Raw genomic sequence first — 16389 nt, forward strand, 5'->3', positions numbered from 1 at the left:
GCCAATCAGCGTAGGACGCCGTGGGCGCGCAGCGCGTCGATGGCATCGGCCTCAAGACCCATCTCATGCAGGATCGCCGCGCCGTCGGCACCGGGCGCGGATGGCGGGCGCGGCGCCTCGGGCGGCGTGCGATCAAAGCGCGGCGCGGGCGCGGCCTGCATCACGCCATCCACACGGGTAAAGGTGCCGCGCGCGGCGTTGTGGGGGTGGTGTTCGACCTCGTCCCAACCCAGCACCGGCGCCACGCAGGCATCCGAGCCTTCGAATATCTCCATCCATTGGTCGCGGGTCTTGCGGGCGAAAACCTGCGCGTAAAGCGCGCGGCGCTCGGGCCAGGTGGCGCGCTCGTACTGGTCGGCCATGTGCGCGGGCGGCAACCCGGCCAGGCGCACCAGTTCGGCGAAGAACTGCGGCTCCAGCGGGCCGACGGAAATCGCGCGCCCGTCGCTGGTCTCGTAGCAGCGGTAGAATGGCGCGCCCCCGTCCAGCAGGTTGGATTCGCGCGACTGGCCCCAGTCGCCGCGTGCCAGCCATTGGTGTAGCAGCCCCATCATCGCCGGCACGCCGTCCACCATCGCCGCATCGACGACCTGCCCCTGCCCCGAGCGGCCCCGCTCGAACAGCGCCGACAGCACGCCAAGCAGCAAAAACATTGCTCCGCCGCCATAATCCGCCACCAAGTTGAGCGGCGGCGTCGGCACATCGTCGGCCCGCCCCATGGCCCCCAGTGCCCCCGACAGCGACAGGTAGTTCAGGTCGTGCCCGGCGGTCATCGCCAGCGGACCGTCCTGCCCCCAACCCGTCATACGACCGAGCACCAGGCCGGGGTTGTCGGCGTGGCATTCATCGGGGCCCAGCCCCAGCTTTTCCATCACGCCGGGGCGAAAGCCCTCGATCAGCACATCGGCGCGCGCGATCAGCCGCCGCGCGATGGCCAACCCCTCATCGTCCTTGAGGTCGAGCGCCACCGACCGCTTGCCGCGCCGGTTGATGTCGGTGGGGTCGGCGTCAGCAGAGGCGCGGTCGATCACCACCACCTCGGCGCCCAGGTCGGCCAGCAACTGTCCGGCCAGCGGGCATGGCCCCAGACCTGCCATTTCGACAACCTTCAAGCCCTGCAACGGCCCTGCCATAAGTTGCGCCCCCTCCTTTGTCTCCGATTCCGTAAGAGTTACAGCCCTTTGCGGCGATGCCAAGCCGAAAAGCCGCTGCGCGGGGCGCGATATCGCGCCGGCCGTGGTTGGCGCCCGGCGGCACTATGCGCTAAGCCGATGCGAACGACGCCATGCAAGGGACTTCGATGCAACCGCAAACGCCACTGACCCGCGACCTCGTCCTGATCGGCGGCGGCCACACCCATGCGCTGGTACTGCGCCGCTGGGGCATGGCGCCGTTGCCCGGGGCGCGGCTGACGCTGATCAACCCCGGCCCGACGGCGCCCTATTCGGGGATGCTGCCGGGCCATATCGCCGGGCATTACACGCGGCAGGAGTTGGAAATCGACCTGGTGCGCCTGGCCCGCTTTGCCGGCGCGCGGCTGATCACGGCGCACGCCAACGGGATCGACCCGCAGGCAGGCCGCATCACCACCGACGACGGGCGCGAGATCGGCTATGATCTGGCCTCGATCGATATCGGCATCACCGCGCGGATGTCGCAACTGCCGGGCTTTGCCGACCACGCGATCCCGGCCAAGCCGCTCGACACGTACGCAGTTGCGTGGCGTGATTTCCTGGACCGGCTCGATGCGGGCAAGGTATCGGCACAGGTGGCGGTGATCGGCGCCGGCGTGGCGGGGGTCGAATTGTCGATGGCGATGGCGCACGCCATGCGCACACGCGGCGCCGATCCGCGCGTCACGCTGATCGAACGCGGGCCGGGCCTGAGCGGTGTGCCGCCCCGCGCCGAGGCCCGGCTGCGCCGCGCCCTCGACGCCAACGGCGTGACCCTGATGACCGGCGCGCAGGTGCGACGTGTCACGGAAAGCAGCGTCGAGCTGGCCGAGGGCGCGCCGGTGCCCGCCGCATTCACCGTGGGCGCCGCCGGGGCCTTCGCGCATGACTGGCTGGCGCAGACCCCGCTGCCGCTCGAGGACGGCTTTATCCGCGTCGACCGTTGCCTGCGCGTCGAGGGCCATGACACCCTGTTCGCGGTGGGTGATTGCGCCCACATGACCCACACGCCACGGCCCAAGGCCGGTGTATTCGCGGTGCGCGCCGCGCCCGTGCTGTATCAAAACCTGCGCGGCACGCTGACGGGGCGGCGCCTGCGCCCGTTCCGCCCGCAAGGCGATTACCTCAAGCTGATCTCGCTGGGCGGCAAGTCGGCGATGGCCGAGAAATGGGGCAGGCCGGTGGCGGGCCCGCTTCTATGGCACTGGAAGGACCGGATCGACCGGGGCTTCATGGAAAAGTTCCGCCAGTTGCCACGCATGACCGCCCCCGCGCAGCCCGCGCCGCTGGCCGTGCCGGGGGCAGAGGATGACGCGGACGCGGGCAAGCCGCTCTGCGCCGGCTGCGGTGCCAAGGTGGGGGCCGAGCGGCTTGCCGGGGTGCTGTCGGCGCTGCCGGCGCCGGGGCGCGCCGACGTTCTGTCGCGGCCCGGCGACGACGCGGCGGTGCTGGACATGGGCGGCGGGCGGCGTCAGGTCATCACCACCGACCACCTGCGCGCCTTCACCGAAGACCCGTGGCTGATGGCCCGCATCGCCGCCGTCCACGCGCTTGGCGATATCTGGGCCATGGGCGCGGCGCCGCAGGCGGCGCTGGCCAGCGTGACGCTGCCGCGCATGTCCGGGCCGCTGCAATCGCGCACCATGGCCGAGATCATGACCGCCGCGGCCGACGTCTTCACCGCCGAAGGGGCCGAGATCGTCGGCGGCCATTCGACCATGGGCGCCGAGATGGTACTGGGCTTCACCGTCACCGGCCTGTGCGACGGCGCGCCGATCACGATTGCCGGCGCGCGGCCCGGCGATGCGCTGATCCTGACGCGCCCCATCGGCAGCGGCACGTTGTTGGCCGCCGACATGGCCGGCGCCGCCGACGGGCGCCACATTGCCGCGCTGCTGGTGCAGATGGCGCAGCCGCAGGGCACCGCGGCGCGGCAGTTGACGGGTGCGCACGCGATGACCGATGTCACCGGATTCGGCCTGGCCGGGCACCTGTGGGCGATCGCGCGCGCCTCGGGCGTGGGCGCCGAGATCGACCTCGACGCGGTGCCGTTTTACGATGGCGCGCTGGAGATGGCCGCGGCCGGGCACCGCTCGACGCTTTATCCCGATAACGCGGCAGCGGCGCCGGTGGCGGGCGCGACAGGCCCGCGCGCGGCGCTCTTGCACGACCCGCAGACCGCCGGCGGCTTGCTGGCCGCGGTCGCCGCCGAAGATGCGCCGGGCGTGCTGGCGGCGCTGCACACGGGCGGCGTGCCGGCGGTACGCATCGGCACCGTCACCGAGGGGCCACCGCACCTGCGCTGCGCTGGCTGAGCGGTTCAGGCCACCCTGTCGGCCAGCGCCACCAGCCGCGGCACGGCGGCGCGCAGCGACGGCTCGGACAGATCATCCAGCGACAGTACCGCCGCAGGCGCGCTGGCGCGGGCGGCAGCCTTGGCATAGCGTGGGTCGTAGTGATGGCTGACCAGTTCGGCGGCCAGCGCGGCAAATTCGCCCTCGTGCGCCATCTGCTGCCACTGCGCGACCCGCTCGCGCCCGTGAAAGGGGGTCAGCCCCGATAGCCGGTCGCTCAGCGCCACCGGGTCGGCCAGCAGATCGGCATAGGCGGTGGTCAGGAACCGCGCCCGCGCCGTCAGGGGCGCCTCTACACGGATGCGCGGGGCGCGCCGCATTGCCGCCCACAGCGACGGCGGGATCAGCAGGTCGCCGATCTTGTTGCTTTCCGCCTCAAGCCATAGCGGGCGGTCGGGATCGACCCGCGCCAGCGCCGTGGCCAACCGCGATTCGAACGCCTTCTGTGCCGGTTGCCCGCCGGCGACGCCGCCCAGCAGCGAGCCGCGGTGCGCCGCCAGCCCCTCGAGGTCGATCACCTGTTCGCCGGCCGCCGCCAGGTGCTGCAAGAGCGCCGTCTTGGCGGTGCCGGTGCCGCCGTCGATCAGTAGCGGCGCGGCCTCCGGCGGGCGCGAATACAGCGCGTCGACCACCAGCTTTCGATACGCCTTGTAGCCGCCCGAAATCACGTCCACGCGCCAGCCGATCTGGCCCAGGATGGCGGCGAACGATCCCGACCGCTGGCCGCCGCGCCAGCAATAGACCAGCGGCCGCCAGCCCCCCTGGCGGTCGGCAAGCGCCCCTTCGAGGTGGCGTGCGGCGTTGCGCGCCACCAGCGCGGCGCCGACCTTGCGCGCCAGAAAACGGTCCTGCTGCACGTAGATGGTGCCGACGCGGGCGCGCTCGGCATCCGACAACACCGGCAGATTGATCGCGCCGGGGATGTGATCCTCGGCATATTCTGCGGGGCTGCGCACGTCGATGATGTCGTCGAAGGGTAGCGCATCAAGCGCCGCGAGCGAAGTCAGCGTCTGCGCCATCGCCCGCCCCTACCCGCGCGCCAGCGCGGTGCCGACGCGGGCGGCGAAATCCTCGCCGCGGCGCTCGAAATTGTCATACTGGTCGAAACTGGCCGCGGCCGGGGCCAACAGCACCGTTTCGCCCGGCTGCGCCTCGGCCACGGCGCGGGCGACGGCGCGTTCCATCGTGGTGCAGATCTCGGCCTCGACGCCATCCAGTTGCAGGGCGAATCCCTGCGCCTCGCGGCCGATGACATAAGCCTTGACCACGTTACCCAACGCCCCGGACAGCCCGCCAAGCCCGCCTTCCTTTTCCAGCCCGCCGCAGATCCAGCGGATGCGCGGGAAGGCGGCCAGCGCGCGCGCGGCGGCGTCCACGTTGGTGGCCTTGGAATCGTTCACATAAGACACGCCGCCTGCCTCGGCCACGATCTGGCTGCGGTGCGGCAGGCCGGCAAAGCTGGCGAACCCCGCCTCGATCACCCGCGGCGCAAGGCCCAGCGTGCGCAACGCGGCATACGCGGCGCAGGCGTTCTGGTGGTTGTGCTGGCCGGGCAGGCCCTTGAGCGCGCGCAAGTCGATAGACCCGGCCTGCCGCCCCTTGCGGTATTCCGACAAGAACCCCTTGCGCGCGAAGACATGCCAGCCCGGCGCCGTCAGCTTGCGCGTCACCGAGATGTCGATCACCCGGTCGTCGCCCGGCGCCTCGCGCATCTGCCCGGCGAGGAAGGCGCCCTCGGGCTCGTCCACACCGATAATCGCGCGCTCGGGGCCGCCTTCGGCAAACAGGCGCCGCTTGGCCGCGAAATAGCCGCCCAGCCCGGCGTGCCGGTCGAGGTGATCGGGCGAGAGGTTGGTGAACACCGCCACATCGGGGGTCAGCGCGCGCGCCAGTTCGGTTTGGTAACTCGACAGCTCCAGCACGATCACCTCGCCGTCGATGGCCGGGTCGAGGTCCAGCACCCCGCGGCCGATATTGCCGCCCAGTTGGGTGGGCCGGCCGACATGGCTCAGAACGTGATGGATCAGCGCGCAGGTGGTGGATTTGCCGTTCGATCCGGTCACCGCCGCCACCCGCGGCGCGATATCGAAACCGTCCCATTCGGGCGTGGCGAGCGAGCGAAAGAACAACCCGATGTCATTGTCCACGGCCACACCGGCGGCCTGTGCGGCTGCCACCACGGGGTGCGGCGCAGGGTAGAGGTGCGCGATACCGGGGCTGACGATCAGCGTGGCGACGCCGTCGAAGGCGCCGTCGCGGGTCAGGTCGCAGGCGGTGAAGCCCTCGGCCTGGGCAGCCGCGCGCGCGTCCGGCATGTCGTCCCAGCACAGCACCTCGGCGCCGCCTTCACGCAGCGCACGCGCCGCCGACAGGCCCGAGCGCCCCAGCCCCAGCACCGCCACCATCCTGCCTTCGACACCGCGCACCGGGATCATGGTGCCTCCTTGCATTGCAATCCGCGCACAGCGCTACCCGATCGCCCGGCGCTTGGCCAGAGGGGCCGAAACGGGCGTCGATTCCCGTGTCTGTATCATGTCGGTATCGCGTCGGTGTGCCGACGGTGCCCGAACCGGCCCCGGCCCGGGGCTCAGATACCGTCGAAACGCCCCCCGCGCCCGGCCCCGCCGGAAAAGCGCGCGGCACCGGACAGGCCCTCGCGCTCGAACGTCTGCAACGAGGCCCATTCGCGCCGCAGCGCCGCCGCCAGATCGCGCGGCGACAGCCGTGCCGACAGATGGTCGGCGCGCATGCAGCCCTGTGGAAAGCGCGACAGGTCGTGCGCCAGTTCCAGCGCCGCATCGAGCGCCGCGCCCGGCGCCGCCAGCCGGTCGGCCAGCCCCATGGCCTGCGCCTCGCCCGCCGCAACCGGACGGCCGGTCAGGATCATGTCGTTGCCGCGCCCCTGCCCCACCAGGCGCGGCAGGCGCACGGTGCCGCCGTCGATCAGCGGCACGCCCCAGCGGCGGCAGAACACGCCGAACACCGCGTCGTTTGCCGCCACGCGCATGTCGCACCATGCCGCCAGTTCCAGCCCGCCGGCCACCGCGTGGCCCTCGACCGCGGCGATCACCGGCTTGGACAGCATCAGCCGTGATGGCCCCATGGGCCCCGGCAGCGGGCGCGCCATGGCATCGTCCCAATCGTCGGGGATGTCCACGCGGGCGATCCAGTCGCGCGCGGCGCCGTCGGCGGCGGCCTTGAGGTCGAACCCGGCGCAGAACGCACCCCCGGCCCCGGCCAGGATCGCGACATCGACGCTGTCGTCGCCGTCAAAGGCCATGAACGCCTCGAACAGGCGTTCGGCGGTGGCCGGATCGACCGCGTTGCGCTGCGCGGGCCGGTCGATGGTGATGACGCGCGCGCGGGCTTCGTCGCGGATGTCTACCGTCATGAATTGTGCCTTTCGAGTCGCGAAACCGATGCCACCAGCCTGCCCCGACCCCGCACCCGAGAGCAAGGCAGACATGGTTTCGCCTGCGTCGCGTGCGTGCCGGTGTTCACCACCTGACAAAAAGTTCCCAGCCTGCCCCTGGTGCGTCCTTGGTTGCTCGGGGCGAGGTTCGAAAGGTCGCAATGCGGGACGAAGCGGGCGCTTGGGTCGGTTTGGGAAGTGCTCAGGATGGCCTTGAGCGGTCGTTGAGGCAACCGGCTGAGGTGCCGCGCGGTGCCCGACCGCCTGGTGGGCGCAGCAACGAATGTGGATCGCGCTTTATGCCCGCCAAATACCTCTTCGGTATCATCAGCTTGATACGCCCGCAAAAGCGCCCGCCCGAGGGGGCGGTCGGGCGCTGCGCGGCGGCGCGTTCCGCGCCTTTATTCCGCGCATTGGCGCCACGCCTCAACGTCCGCTCCAGACCACGCGCTGCCAATACCGCGCCGGCCTGATCCGGCGCAAAGGGCTCGACCCCGTCATCTGACCGTCTCGCCCAAGGATGCTGGACAAGTGTCCGATACCCTGCTTCCATGGGGTATCTTGTGTCAGGTGGCGAATATCAGGCGATCCGCGTCGGCGCCCCCGCGTACCGGCGCCTGCCGCGAAGGGATCAAGCAGAATGCAGCATCTGGAAGAGCGTATCGCGCACCTGACGCGCACCGTTGACGAGTTGTCGGACATCGTGCGCGCGCAACACGACCGGATCGACCAGTTGACCCAGCGCGTGGAGTTGCTGATACAGCGCGAAGCCAGCCGCGAGGCCGACAGCGGCAGCCACACCTATACGGCCGACCAGCGCCCGCCGCACTGGTAGGGCTCAGACCTCCTCGACCGCCATCACGCCGGCCAGCGACTTGATCGCGCTGCGCACCTGCGGGGTCAGCGGGTATTCGCGCCCGGTGTCGATCTCGACCTCGCCGGGCAGCGCCGAGTCCATCAGGCACAGGTGCACCGGCCCGCGACCGGCGGCGCGCACGCTTTGCGCGGCACCGTCGAGAACCGAAGCCACCGCCGCGATGGCTTGCGCGTCCTCGATCAGGATGCGCAATCCCGCGCTGCCGGCATCGGCGACCACCGTATCCATCGGCGCGACCGAACGCCCTACGGGATCGAACTGCCCCTCGTTGAAACGTGCCTCAAGCGTCATCACCACCTGGTTGGTCTGTTCCAGCACCCGGCGGGTGGCCTCGAAATCCTCGGCGAACATCACCATTCCGCTGACCTGCCCGGTGGGGTCGGAAATCGACATGCGGAAAAACCGCGTGCCGCGGCCCGACTTGCGTTCCTGCAGGCCCGACACGATGACGCCGACCCTGGCGATGGCGGCGCCGTCGCGTTCCGCCTGGTTCCGGATCTGTTCCAGCGTCAGCACGTTCTTGCGCCTGAGCGCCGGCAGGTAGTCATCCAGCGGATGGCCCGACAGGTAGAACCCGATGGCCTTGTGTTCCTCGGCCAGCCGTTCCACCGGCAGCCAGTCGTCGACGGGAGCGAGCCGCGGCTCGGGCAGGTCGTCGCCGGCCTCGCCGAACAGCGACACCTGGTTCGAGGATTTCTGTTCATGCACCGCGGCCGCGTAGCCCACCAGTGCATCGAGGCTTTCCAGCACCCGCCGCCGGTTGGCATCGAGCTGATCGAACGCCCCGGCGCGGGCCAGCATTTCCAGCGACCGTTTGCCGACCCGTTTCAGATCGACACGGCGGGCAAGATCGAACAGCGTCACGAAGGGCGCATCGCCACGGGCGCGCGTGATCAGGCCCATCGCCTCCAGCCCGACATTCTTGAGCGCGCCCAGCCCGTAGACCAGCCGCCCCTCGCTGACCGAGAACGCGGCGTCGGAGCGGTTCACGCAGGGCGGCACGATCTCGATGTCGAGGCCGCGGCGCACCTCCTCGGCGTAGATGGCAAGCTTCTCGGTCAGGTGGATGTCGCAGTTCATCACCCCGGCCATGAACTCGACCGGGTGATTGGCCTTGAGCCACGCGGTCTGGTAGCTGACCACCGCGTAGGCCGCCGCGTGGGACTTGTTGAAGCCGTAATTGGCGAACTTTTCCAGCAGGTTCCACACGTCCAGCGCCTTGGCGTCGTCGACGCCGTTGGCGCGCGCGCCCTCGATGAACTTGGGTCGCTCGGCGTCCATCGCCTCCTTGATCTTCTTGCCCATGGCGCGGCGCAGCAGGTCGGCGCCGCCAAGGGTATAGCCGGCCATTTCCTGGGCGATCTGCATCACCTGTTCCTGGTAGACGATGATGCCCTGCGTCTCGTCGAGGATGTGATCGACGGACGGGTGCAGGTAATCGCGGTCGCTTTGGGCGTTCTTGACCTCGCAATACTTGGGAATGTTTTCCATCGGGCCGGGACGGTAGAGCGCCACCAGCGCCACGATGTCCTCGATGCAGGTGGGTTTCATACGCCGCAGCGCATCCATCATGCCCGAGCTTTCGACCTGGAACACCGCCACCGTGCGGGCGCTGGCATACAGCCGGTAGGTCGCGTCGTCGTCCAGAGGGATGGCGCCGATGTCGTCCACCGCCGACGCCTCGGGCGGCTCGTATAGTTGCTGGCCATCGGGCGCGATATGCAGGTGCCGGCCGCCCGCCTTGATCAGGTCGACCGCGTTCTGGATCACCGTCAGCGTCTTGAGGCCGAGAAAGTCGAACTTCACCAGCCCGGCCTGTTCGACCCATTTCATGTTGAACTGGGTCGCCGGCATGTCCGAGCGCGGATCCTGGTAGAGCGGTACCAGCTTGTCCAGCGGCCGGTCGCCGATCACCACGCCGGCGGCGTGGGTCGAGGCGTTCCTGAGCAGCCCCTCGACCTGCTGGCCGTATTTCAGCAGCCGGGCGACGACCTCTTCGTTGCGGGCCTCCTCGCGCAGGCGCGGCTCTTCCTCAAGCGCCTTGTCGATCGAGACGGGCTTCACGCCCTCGACCGGGATGAGCTTGCTCAGCCGGTCCACCTGCCCGTAGGGCATCTGCAACACCCGGCCGATATCGCGCACCGCCGCTTTCGACAGAAGCGCGCCGAAGGTGATGATCTGCGCCACCTTCTCGCGGCCGTATTTCTGCTGGACGTAGGCAATCACCTCTTCGCGGCGATCCATGCAGAAGTCGATGTCGAAATCCGGCATGCTGACCCGCTCGGGGTTGAGGAAGCGTTCGAACAGCAGCTTGTAGCGCAGCGGGTCCAGATCGGTGATGGTCAGCGCATAGGCCACCAGGCTGCCGGCGCCCGAGCCGCGCCCCGGCCCCACCGGGATGTCGTGATCCTTGGCCCATTTGATGAAGTCGGCCACGATAAGGAAATAGCCGGGGAAGCCCATCTGCTCGATGATGCCGAGTTCGTAGTCGAGCCGTGCCTCGTAGTCCGCCACCGGAGCGGCATGCGGGATGACGCGCAGCCGCTCGGCCAGCCCCTCGCCCGCCTGGCGGCGCAGCTCCTGCACCTCGTCATCGGCGAAGCGCGGCAGGATCGGTTTGTGCAGGCTGGCCTTGAAAGCGCAACGACGGGCGATCTCGACGGTGTTTTCCAGCGCCTCGGGCAGATCGGCGAACAGCGTCGCCATTTCCTGTTGCGACTTGAAATAATGCTGCGAGGTCAGGCGCCGGCGCGGTTCCTGCTGATCGACATAGGCGCCCTCGGCAATGCAGATAAGGGCATCGTGCGCCTCGTACATCGCGGCGTCGGGAAAATAGACATCGTTGGTGGCCACCAGCGGCAGATCCATCGCGTAGGCCATCTCGACAAACCCACGTTCGGTCAGCCGTTCGGCCTCGGGCTGGCCGTCCTCGGTGGGGTGGCGCTGCAGCTCGACATAAAGCCGGTCGGGGTAGATACCTGTCAGCCGCCCGATCAGCGCCTCGGCCGCGTCGTGCCGGCCCTGGCGCAGCAGCCGCCCGACCGGCCCGTCGGGGCCGCCGGTCATGCAGATCAGCCCCTCGGAATTGGCCTGCAACTCCTCGATGCCGACCTGCGGCGCCTGCCCGCCACGCGCCACGTACAGGCAGGTGTTAAGCCGCATCAGGTTCTCGTACCCGGCCTCGTTCTGGGCCAGAAGAACCACCGGCGCCGGCGGCGGGGGCTGCTCGCCGGGGGGCGATTGCGCGTAAGCCAGATCGACCTGGCAGCCGATGATGGGCTGCACGCCGGCCTCGGACGCGCCCACCGAAAACTCCAGCGCCGCGAACATGTTGTTGGTGTCGGTCACGGCTACGGCCGGCATCTGCGCCGCCGCGCAAAGGCCCGGCAGCTTCTTGAGGCGCACCGCCCCTTCCAGGAGCGAATACTCGGTGTGCACGCGAAGGTGGATGAATCGGGGGGGGCTGCTCATGAACGCCAGCCTAGCGGTACCGTGCGCCCAACGGAAGATGCGTCCTCGCTGCAATGGCGCCGATATGGCGACCCGCGAGCGGGGTCGTTCGCCCGCGCCCCCCGGTGCGCATTCCGCGCAGATGAAGGCCGGGCCGACGGCCCAAGTGCCGCGGATTTCATCCTGAATCTACCGGGTCGGGCGCCATGGCGCGGCAATCGTGCGCAGGCCATTGCCGCGGGTGTCGCAGTCGCGCTACTAGGGGCGGGCGCACAACGGACCGCGAGGCAGGGAAAGACCGCGTGACAGAGGTTCTGCTATCCATCGAAGGGCTGACCAAGGCCTATCCGGGTGTCGTCGCCAACGACGATGTCACCTTCGATATCCGCGAGGGCGAGGTGCACGCCCTTCTCGGCGAGAACGGCGCTGGCAAGTCCACGCTGGTCAAGATGATCTACGGGCTGATCAAGCCCGATGCCGGGCGGATGCGCTTGCGCGGGGCGCCCTATGCGCCGACGGCGCCGCACGTTGCGCGGGCGTCGGGCGTGGCGATGGTGTTCCAGCACTTTTCGCTGTTCGAGGCCCTCGACGTGGCCGAGAACATCGCCCTGGGCATGCAGGACCCGCCGCCGATGCGCACGCTTCAACAGCGTATTCGCGAAGTCTCGGATCTTTACGGTCTGCCGCTCGACCCCACGCGCACGGTGGGCGAGTTGTCCGCCGGCGAGCGTCAGCGCGTCGAGATCGTGCGCTGCCTGTTGCAGGCACCGCGGCTGCTGATCATGGACGAGCCGACCAGCGTGCTCACCCCGCAAGAGGTCGACATCCTCTTCGAAACCCTGCGCCGACTGCGCGGCGAGGGCGTCGCGATCCTCTATATCAGCCACAAGCTGGAAGAGATACGCGCGCTGTGCGACCATGCCACGATCCTGCGGCTGGGGCGCAAGGTCGCCACCTGCACGCCCTCGGAGACCACTGCACGCGAGTTGGCCGAGATGATGGTGGGCAGCACCCTGAAAAGCCCCGAAAGCGCCCCGCGCGAGACCGGCGAAGTGATGCTCAGGCTCGACCGGCTGTCGGTGGCGTCACCGTCGAAATTCGGCACCGCGCTGCGCGAGTTGTCGCTGGAGCTACGCCGCGGCGAGGTGCTGGGAGTCGGCGGCGTCGCCGGCAACGGGCAGGACGAGCTGCTGGCCGTGCTGTCGGGCGAATTGCGCTGCGCGCCTGGCATGTTGGCCTTGAAGGGGCGCGATATCGGCCCGCGCGGCCCGGTGACGCGGCGCCGCATGGGCCTGTCATCGGCCCCCGAGGAGCGCCTGGGCCACGCCGCGGCCCCGGACATGAGCCTGACAGAGAACGCGCTGCTGACCGGGGCGCAGCGCCGCAACTTGCTGCGCCACGGCTTCGTGCGATGGGCCCGCGCGCGCGACTTTGCCGCGGCGATCATCGCGCGCTTCGACGTGCGCACGCCGGGCCCGGACACGGCGGCGCGGGCCTTGTCCGGTGGAAATCTGCAAAAATTCGTCATCGGCCGCGAGGTGCTGCAGGGGCCCGAGGTGCTGGTCGTCAACCAGCCGACATGGGGTGTCGATGCCGCCGCCGCGGCCGCAATCCGCCAGGCGCTGCTGGATCTCGCCGCCGCCGGCACCGCGGTTCTGGTGATCAGCCAGGACCTGGACGAGCTGATGGAAATCAGCGACCGCTTCGGCGCGCTCAACGAGGGGCGGCTGTCGGCGATCCGCCCCGCCCACGGGCTGAGCGTCGAGGACGTGGGCCTGATGATGGGCGGCGCTCACGGCATGGAGGTGGCACATGTCTGATCCCTCACACCAGAAGATTCATGCCTTCGGCGAGGATATTTTCAGCCAGAAGAAACCACCGGCCAACCATGTTTCTTCTGGCTTCAAATATCCCGGGGGAGTCGCGCGCACGTCGCGCGGCGGGGGCAGCGCCCCCATGACACGGGCGCGGGGCGCGCGGCGATGCTGAAGCTCGAAAAGCGCCCCGAACCCTCGACGCTGTGGACCTACCTGACGCCGCTGGTCGCGGTGCTGGCCACGATGCTGGCGGGCGGGGCGCTGTTCGCTTTCCTCGGAAAAGACCCGGTTCTGGCGATTCGCACCATCTTCTGGGATCCGCTTTTTTCCGAGTTCGCCTATTACTACCGCCCGCAATTGCTGGTGAAGGGGGCGCCGCTGGTGCTGATCGCGATCGGGCTGAGCCTGGGCTTTCGCGCCGGCATCTGGAACATCGGCGCCGAGGGGCAGTACATCATCGGCGCGCTGGCGGGCGCGGGCGTGGGGTTGGCCTTCTACCCGCACGAGGCGTGGTACATCTTTCCGCTGATGGTGCTGGCCGGCGCCCTGGGCGGGTGCGCCTGGGCGATGATTCCGGCGATCCTCAAGGTGCGCTTCGGCACCAACGAGATCCTGGTGTCGCTGATGCTGGTCTACGTCGCCGAGCGGTTGCTGGCCTCGATGTCGCTGGGCCTGCTGAAGAACCCCGAGGGCATGGGCTTTCCGGGTTCGCGCAACCTTCAGAACTATCCCAGCGCCCACAACGCCGAGCTGATCGCGGGCAGCGGCATGCATTGGGGCGTCGTGGCGGCCTTCATCGCCGTGATCGCGGCGCATGTGCTGCTCAACCGGCATATACTGGGTTATCACATCCGCCTGGCCGGGCAGGCACCGCGCGCGGCGCGTTTCGCGGGCGTGACACCGGCGCGCCTGATCCTCGTCTGCCTTGGCACCGCCGGGGCGCTGGCGGGCATGGCAGGGCTGTTCGAGGTATCGGGCCCCGCGGGCCAGGTCAGCATCGATTTCAACGTGGGCTACGGGTTCACCGCGATCATCGTGGCGTTCCTGGGCCGGCTGCACCCGGTGGGCATCCTGCTGGCCGGGGCGCTGATGGCGCTTACCTACATCGGCGGCGAGATCGCGCAGTCGCAACTGGGCCTGCCGTCGGCGGCGATCCAGCTGTTCCAGGGCATGCTGCTGTTTTTCCTGCTGGCCATCGACGTGCTGACCAATTACCGGCTGGTTCGCACCGCCAGGGAGGTGGCCTGACATGGATCTCGGAGCGATCGACCCGGCCCTGCTACTGGCCAGCCTGATGGTGGCGGCCACGCCCTTGCTGCTGGCCGCCGTGGGCGAGTTGGTGGTGGAACGCGCCGGCGTGCTCAACCTCGGGGTCGAGGGGATGATGATCACCGGCGCGATCTGCGGGTTCATCGTGGCGGTGCAAAGCGGCTCGCCGCTTCTGGGCATGGCGGCGGCGGCGGCGGGGGGTGCGGGGCTGTCGATGCTGTTTGCCCTGCTGACGCAATTCGCGCTGGCCAACCAGGTGGCGTCGGGGCTGTCGCTGACGCTGTTCGGGCTGGGACTGAGCGCGCTGATGGGCCAGGGCTACCAGGGCGTCAAGCCGCCGCCGTTTCCGCGGCTCGACGTGGCGCTGCTGAGCGATTTGCCCCTTGTCGGCCCGGTGCTGTTGTCACACGACCTGATGGTCTACTTCGGGCTGATCATATGCGCGGTGGTCTGGGCGATGCTGAAATACACCCGCGCGGGGCTGATCCTGCGCGCGGTGGGCGAGAATCACGACGCCGCGCACGCGCTTGGCTACAACGTGGTCGGGATCCGCATTTTGGCGATCATGTTCGGCGGTGCCTGCGCGGGGCTGGGCGGCGCCTATATCAGCCTCATCCGGGTGCCGCAGTGGACCGAGGGCATGACCGCCGGAATCGGCTGGATCGCGCTGGCGCTGGTGGTCTTCGCAAGCTGGAAACCCGGGCGGGTGCTGCTGGGTGCCTATCTTTTCGGCGGGGTGTCGGTTATTCAGCTCAATCTGCAGGCCGCGGGCGTTGCCATCCCGGTCGAATACTTGGCAATGTCGCCTTATCTGATCACCATCCTGGTGCTGGTGATCATGTCCGCCGACCGCTCGCGCGCCCCGGGCTCGCTGGGGCGGCCGTTTCATGCCCCGAGCTGAGCGACGGGCGCGCGCAACCAACCGGAGCAACCACAGGGGGATACCCGAATGAAACTGCACAATATCCTGACAACCGCCGTCGCGGCGCTGGGGCTGGCCACCGCGGCCATGGCCCAGGACAAGACCAAGGTCGGCTTCATCTATGTCGGCCCGATCGGCGACGGCGGCTGGACCTACGAGCACGACAAGGCCCGGCTGGCCGTGGAAGAGCATTTCGGCGACAAGGTGGAAACCATCTACCAGGAAAGCGTCCCCGAGGGCACCGACGCCGAGCGCGCGATCACCCAGATGGCGCTTCAGGGCGCCGACCTGATCTTCACGACCTCCTTCGGGTTCATGGACCCGACCGTCGCGGCGGCCAAGAAGTTTCCGAACGTGAAGTTCGAGCACGCCACCGGCTACAAGACCGCGCCCAATCTGAGCACCTACTCCGCGCGTTTCTACGAGGGCCGCGCCATCCAGGGCCATATCGCCGGCAGGATGACCGAAAGCAACACGATCGGCTACATCGCCTCCTACCCCATTCCAGAGGTCATTCGCGGCATCAACTCGGCCTTCATTCACGCGCGCAAGGCCAACCCCGACGTGCAGTTCAAGATCATCTGGGCCTACACCTGGTTCGACCCGGCGAAAGAAGCCGACGCCGCCCAGGCCCTGATCGAACAGGGCGCCGACGTGATCCTGCAACACACCGATTCGACCGCGCCGCAGGCGGCGGCCGAAAAGGCCGGCGATGTCATCACCTTCGGGCAGGCCTCGGACATGGCCGAGTACAAGCCGATGCCGCGGGTGAGTTCCATCATCGACAACTGGGCGCCCTATTACATCGCCCGTACCCAGGCGGTGATCGACGGCACCTGGGAAAGCCAGCAGGTCTGGCACGGCATCGGCGAAGGCATGGTCGGGATCGGCGAGATCACCGACGCCGTCCCCGATGACGTCAAGGCCGAGGCGCTGGCGCTGAAAGACGCCATCGCCAGCGGCGACTACCACCCCTTCACCGGCCCGCTGAAAAAGCAGGACGGGTCCGACTGGCTGTCCGAGAGCGAAGTCGCCGACGACGGCACCCTGCTGGGCATGGATTTCTACGTCGAGGGGCTGACCGGCGAAATCCCGCAGTAACCTGCACAGACAGGC

At 69.0% G+C, this 16389-nt stretch carries 11 protein-coding genes; 6 read left to right on the plus strand and 5 right to left on the minus strand.

Going from position 1 to position 16389, the window contains the following annotated elements:
• Positions 1-5 precede the first annotated feature (5 nt).
• Entirely contained in the window at positions 6-1112 is a 1107-nt protein-coding gene (locus Q0L89_RS05170; protein WP_366937895.1) for a CaiB/BaiF CoA-transferase family protein, read from the minus strand.
• A 188-nt stretch (positions 1113-1300) separates the two neighbouring features.
• Between Q0L89_RS05170 and selD the strand changes: the two genes are divergently transcribed.
• Entirely contained in the window at positions 1301-3487 is a 2187-nt protein-coding gene (selD, locus tag Q0L89_RS05175; RefSeq protein WP_296763088.1) for a selenide, water dikinase SelD, read from the plus strand.
• 5 nt (positions 3488-3492) lie between these two features.
• On the opposite strand, the gene mnmH is transcribed toward selD, so the two are convergent.
• From mnmH to Q0L89_RS05190, 3 genes are all read right to left on the minus strand, one after another.
• Positions 3493-4545, minus strand: a complete 1053-nt coding sequence (gene mnmH, locus Q0L89_RS05180; protein WP_296763090.1) for a tRNA 2-selenouridine(34) synthase MnmH — start codon at positions 4543-4545, stop codon at positions 3493-3495.
• A gap of 9 nt (positions 4546-4554) precedes the next feature.
• Complete coding sequence (gene murD / locus Q0L89_RS05185; RefSeq protein WP_296763091.1) at positions 4555-5961, minus strand: UDP-N-acetylmuramoyl-L-alanine--D-glutamate ligase; 1407 nt, start codon at positions 5959-5961, stop codon at positions 4555-4557.
• A 152-nt stretch (positions 5962-6113) separates the two neighbouring features.
• Entirely contained in the window at positions 6114-6917 is an 804-nt protein-coding gene (locus Q0L89_RS05190; protein ID WP_296763092.1) for a crotonase/enoyl-CoA hydratase family protein, read from the minus strand.
• 661 nt (positions 6918-7578) lie between these two features.
• On the opposite strand from Q0L89_RS05190, the gene Q0L89_RS05195 reads away from it, so the two are divergent.
• Positions 7579-7773 carry a SlyX family protein gene (locus tag Q0L89_RS05195; protein WP_296763093.1) on the plus strand — a complete coding sequence of 65 codons (195 nt, stop codon included), beginning with the start codon at positions 7579-7581 and terminating at the stop codon, positions 7771-7773.
• A 3-nt stretch (positions 7774-7776) separates the two neighbouring features.
• Here Q0L89_RS05195 and dnaE read toward each other — a convergent pair whose 3' ends face one another.
• A complete protein-coding gene (dnaE, locus tag Q0L89_RS05200; protein ID WP_296763095.1) occupies positions 7777-11286 on the minus strand; it encodes a DNA polymerase III subunit alpha in 3510 nt (1169 codons plus the stop codon).
• 281 nt (positions 11287-11567) lie between these two features.
• Between dnaE and Q0L89_RS05205 the strand changes: the two genes are divergently transcribed.
• The 4 genes from Q0L89_RS05205 to Q0L89_RS05220 all read left to right on the plus strand — a co-directional run bounded on the left by Q0L89_RS05205 (position 11568) and on the right by Q0L89_RS05220 (position 16374).
• The gene (locus tag Q0L89_RS05205; protein WP_296763096.1) at positions 11568-13085 is read left to right on the plus strand and encodes an ABC transporter ATP-binding protein; all 1518 of its coding nucleotides are present in this window, start codon (positions 11568-11570) and stop codon (positions 13083-13085) included.
• Positions 13086-13247: 162 nt separating this feature from the next.
• Entirely contained in the window at positions 13248-14330 is a 1083-nt protein-coding gene (locus tag Q0L89_RS05210; protein ID WP_296763097.1) for an ABC transporter permease, read from the plus strand.
• Position 14331: 1 nt separating this feature from the next.
• Complete coding sequence (locus tag Q0L89_RS05215; RefSeq protein ID WP_296763098.1) at positions 14332-15252, plus strand: ABC transporter permease; 921 nt, start codon at positions 14332-14334, stop codon at positions 15250-15252.
• Positions 15253-15300: 48 nt separating this feature from the next.
• A complete protein-coding gene (locus Q0L89_RS05220; protein ID WP_296763099.1) occupies positions 15301-16374 on the plus strand; it encodes a BMP family ABC transporter substrate-binding protein in 1074 nt (357 codons plus the stop codon).
• Positions 16375-16389 lie beyond the last annotated feature (15 nt).

Origin of the sequence: Sediminimonas sp. (assembly GCF_024637375.1) — a bacterium.
Lineage (GTDB): Bacteria > Pseudomonadota > Alphaproteobacteria > Rhodobacterales > Rhodobacteraceae > Sediminimonas.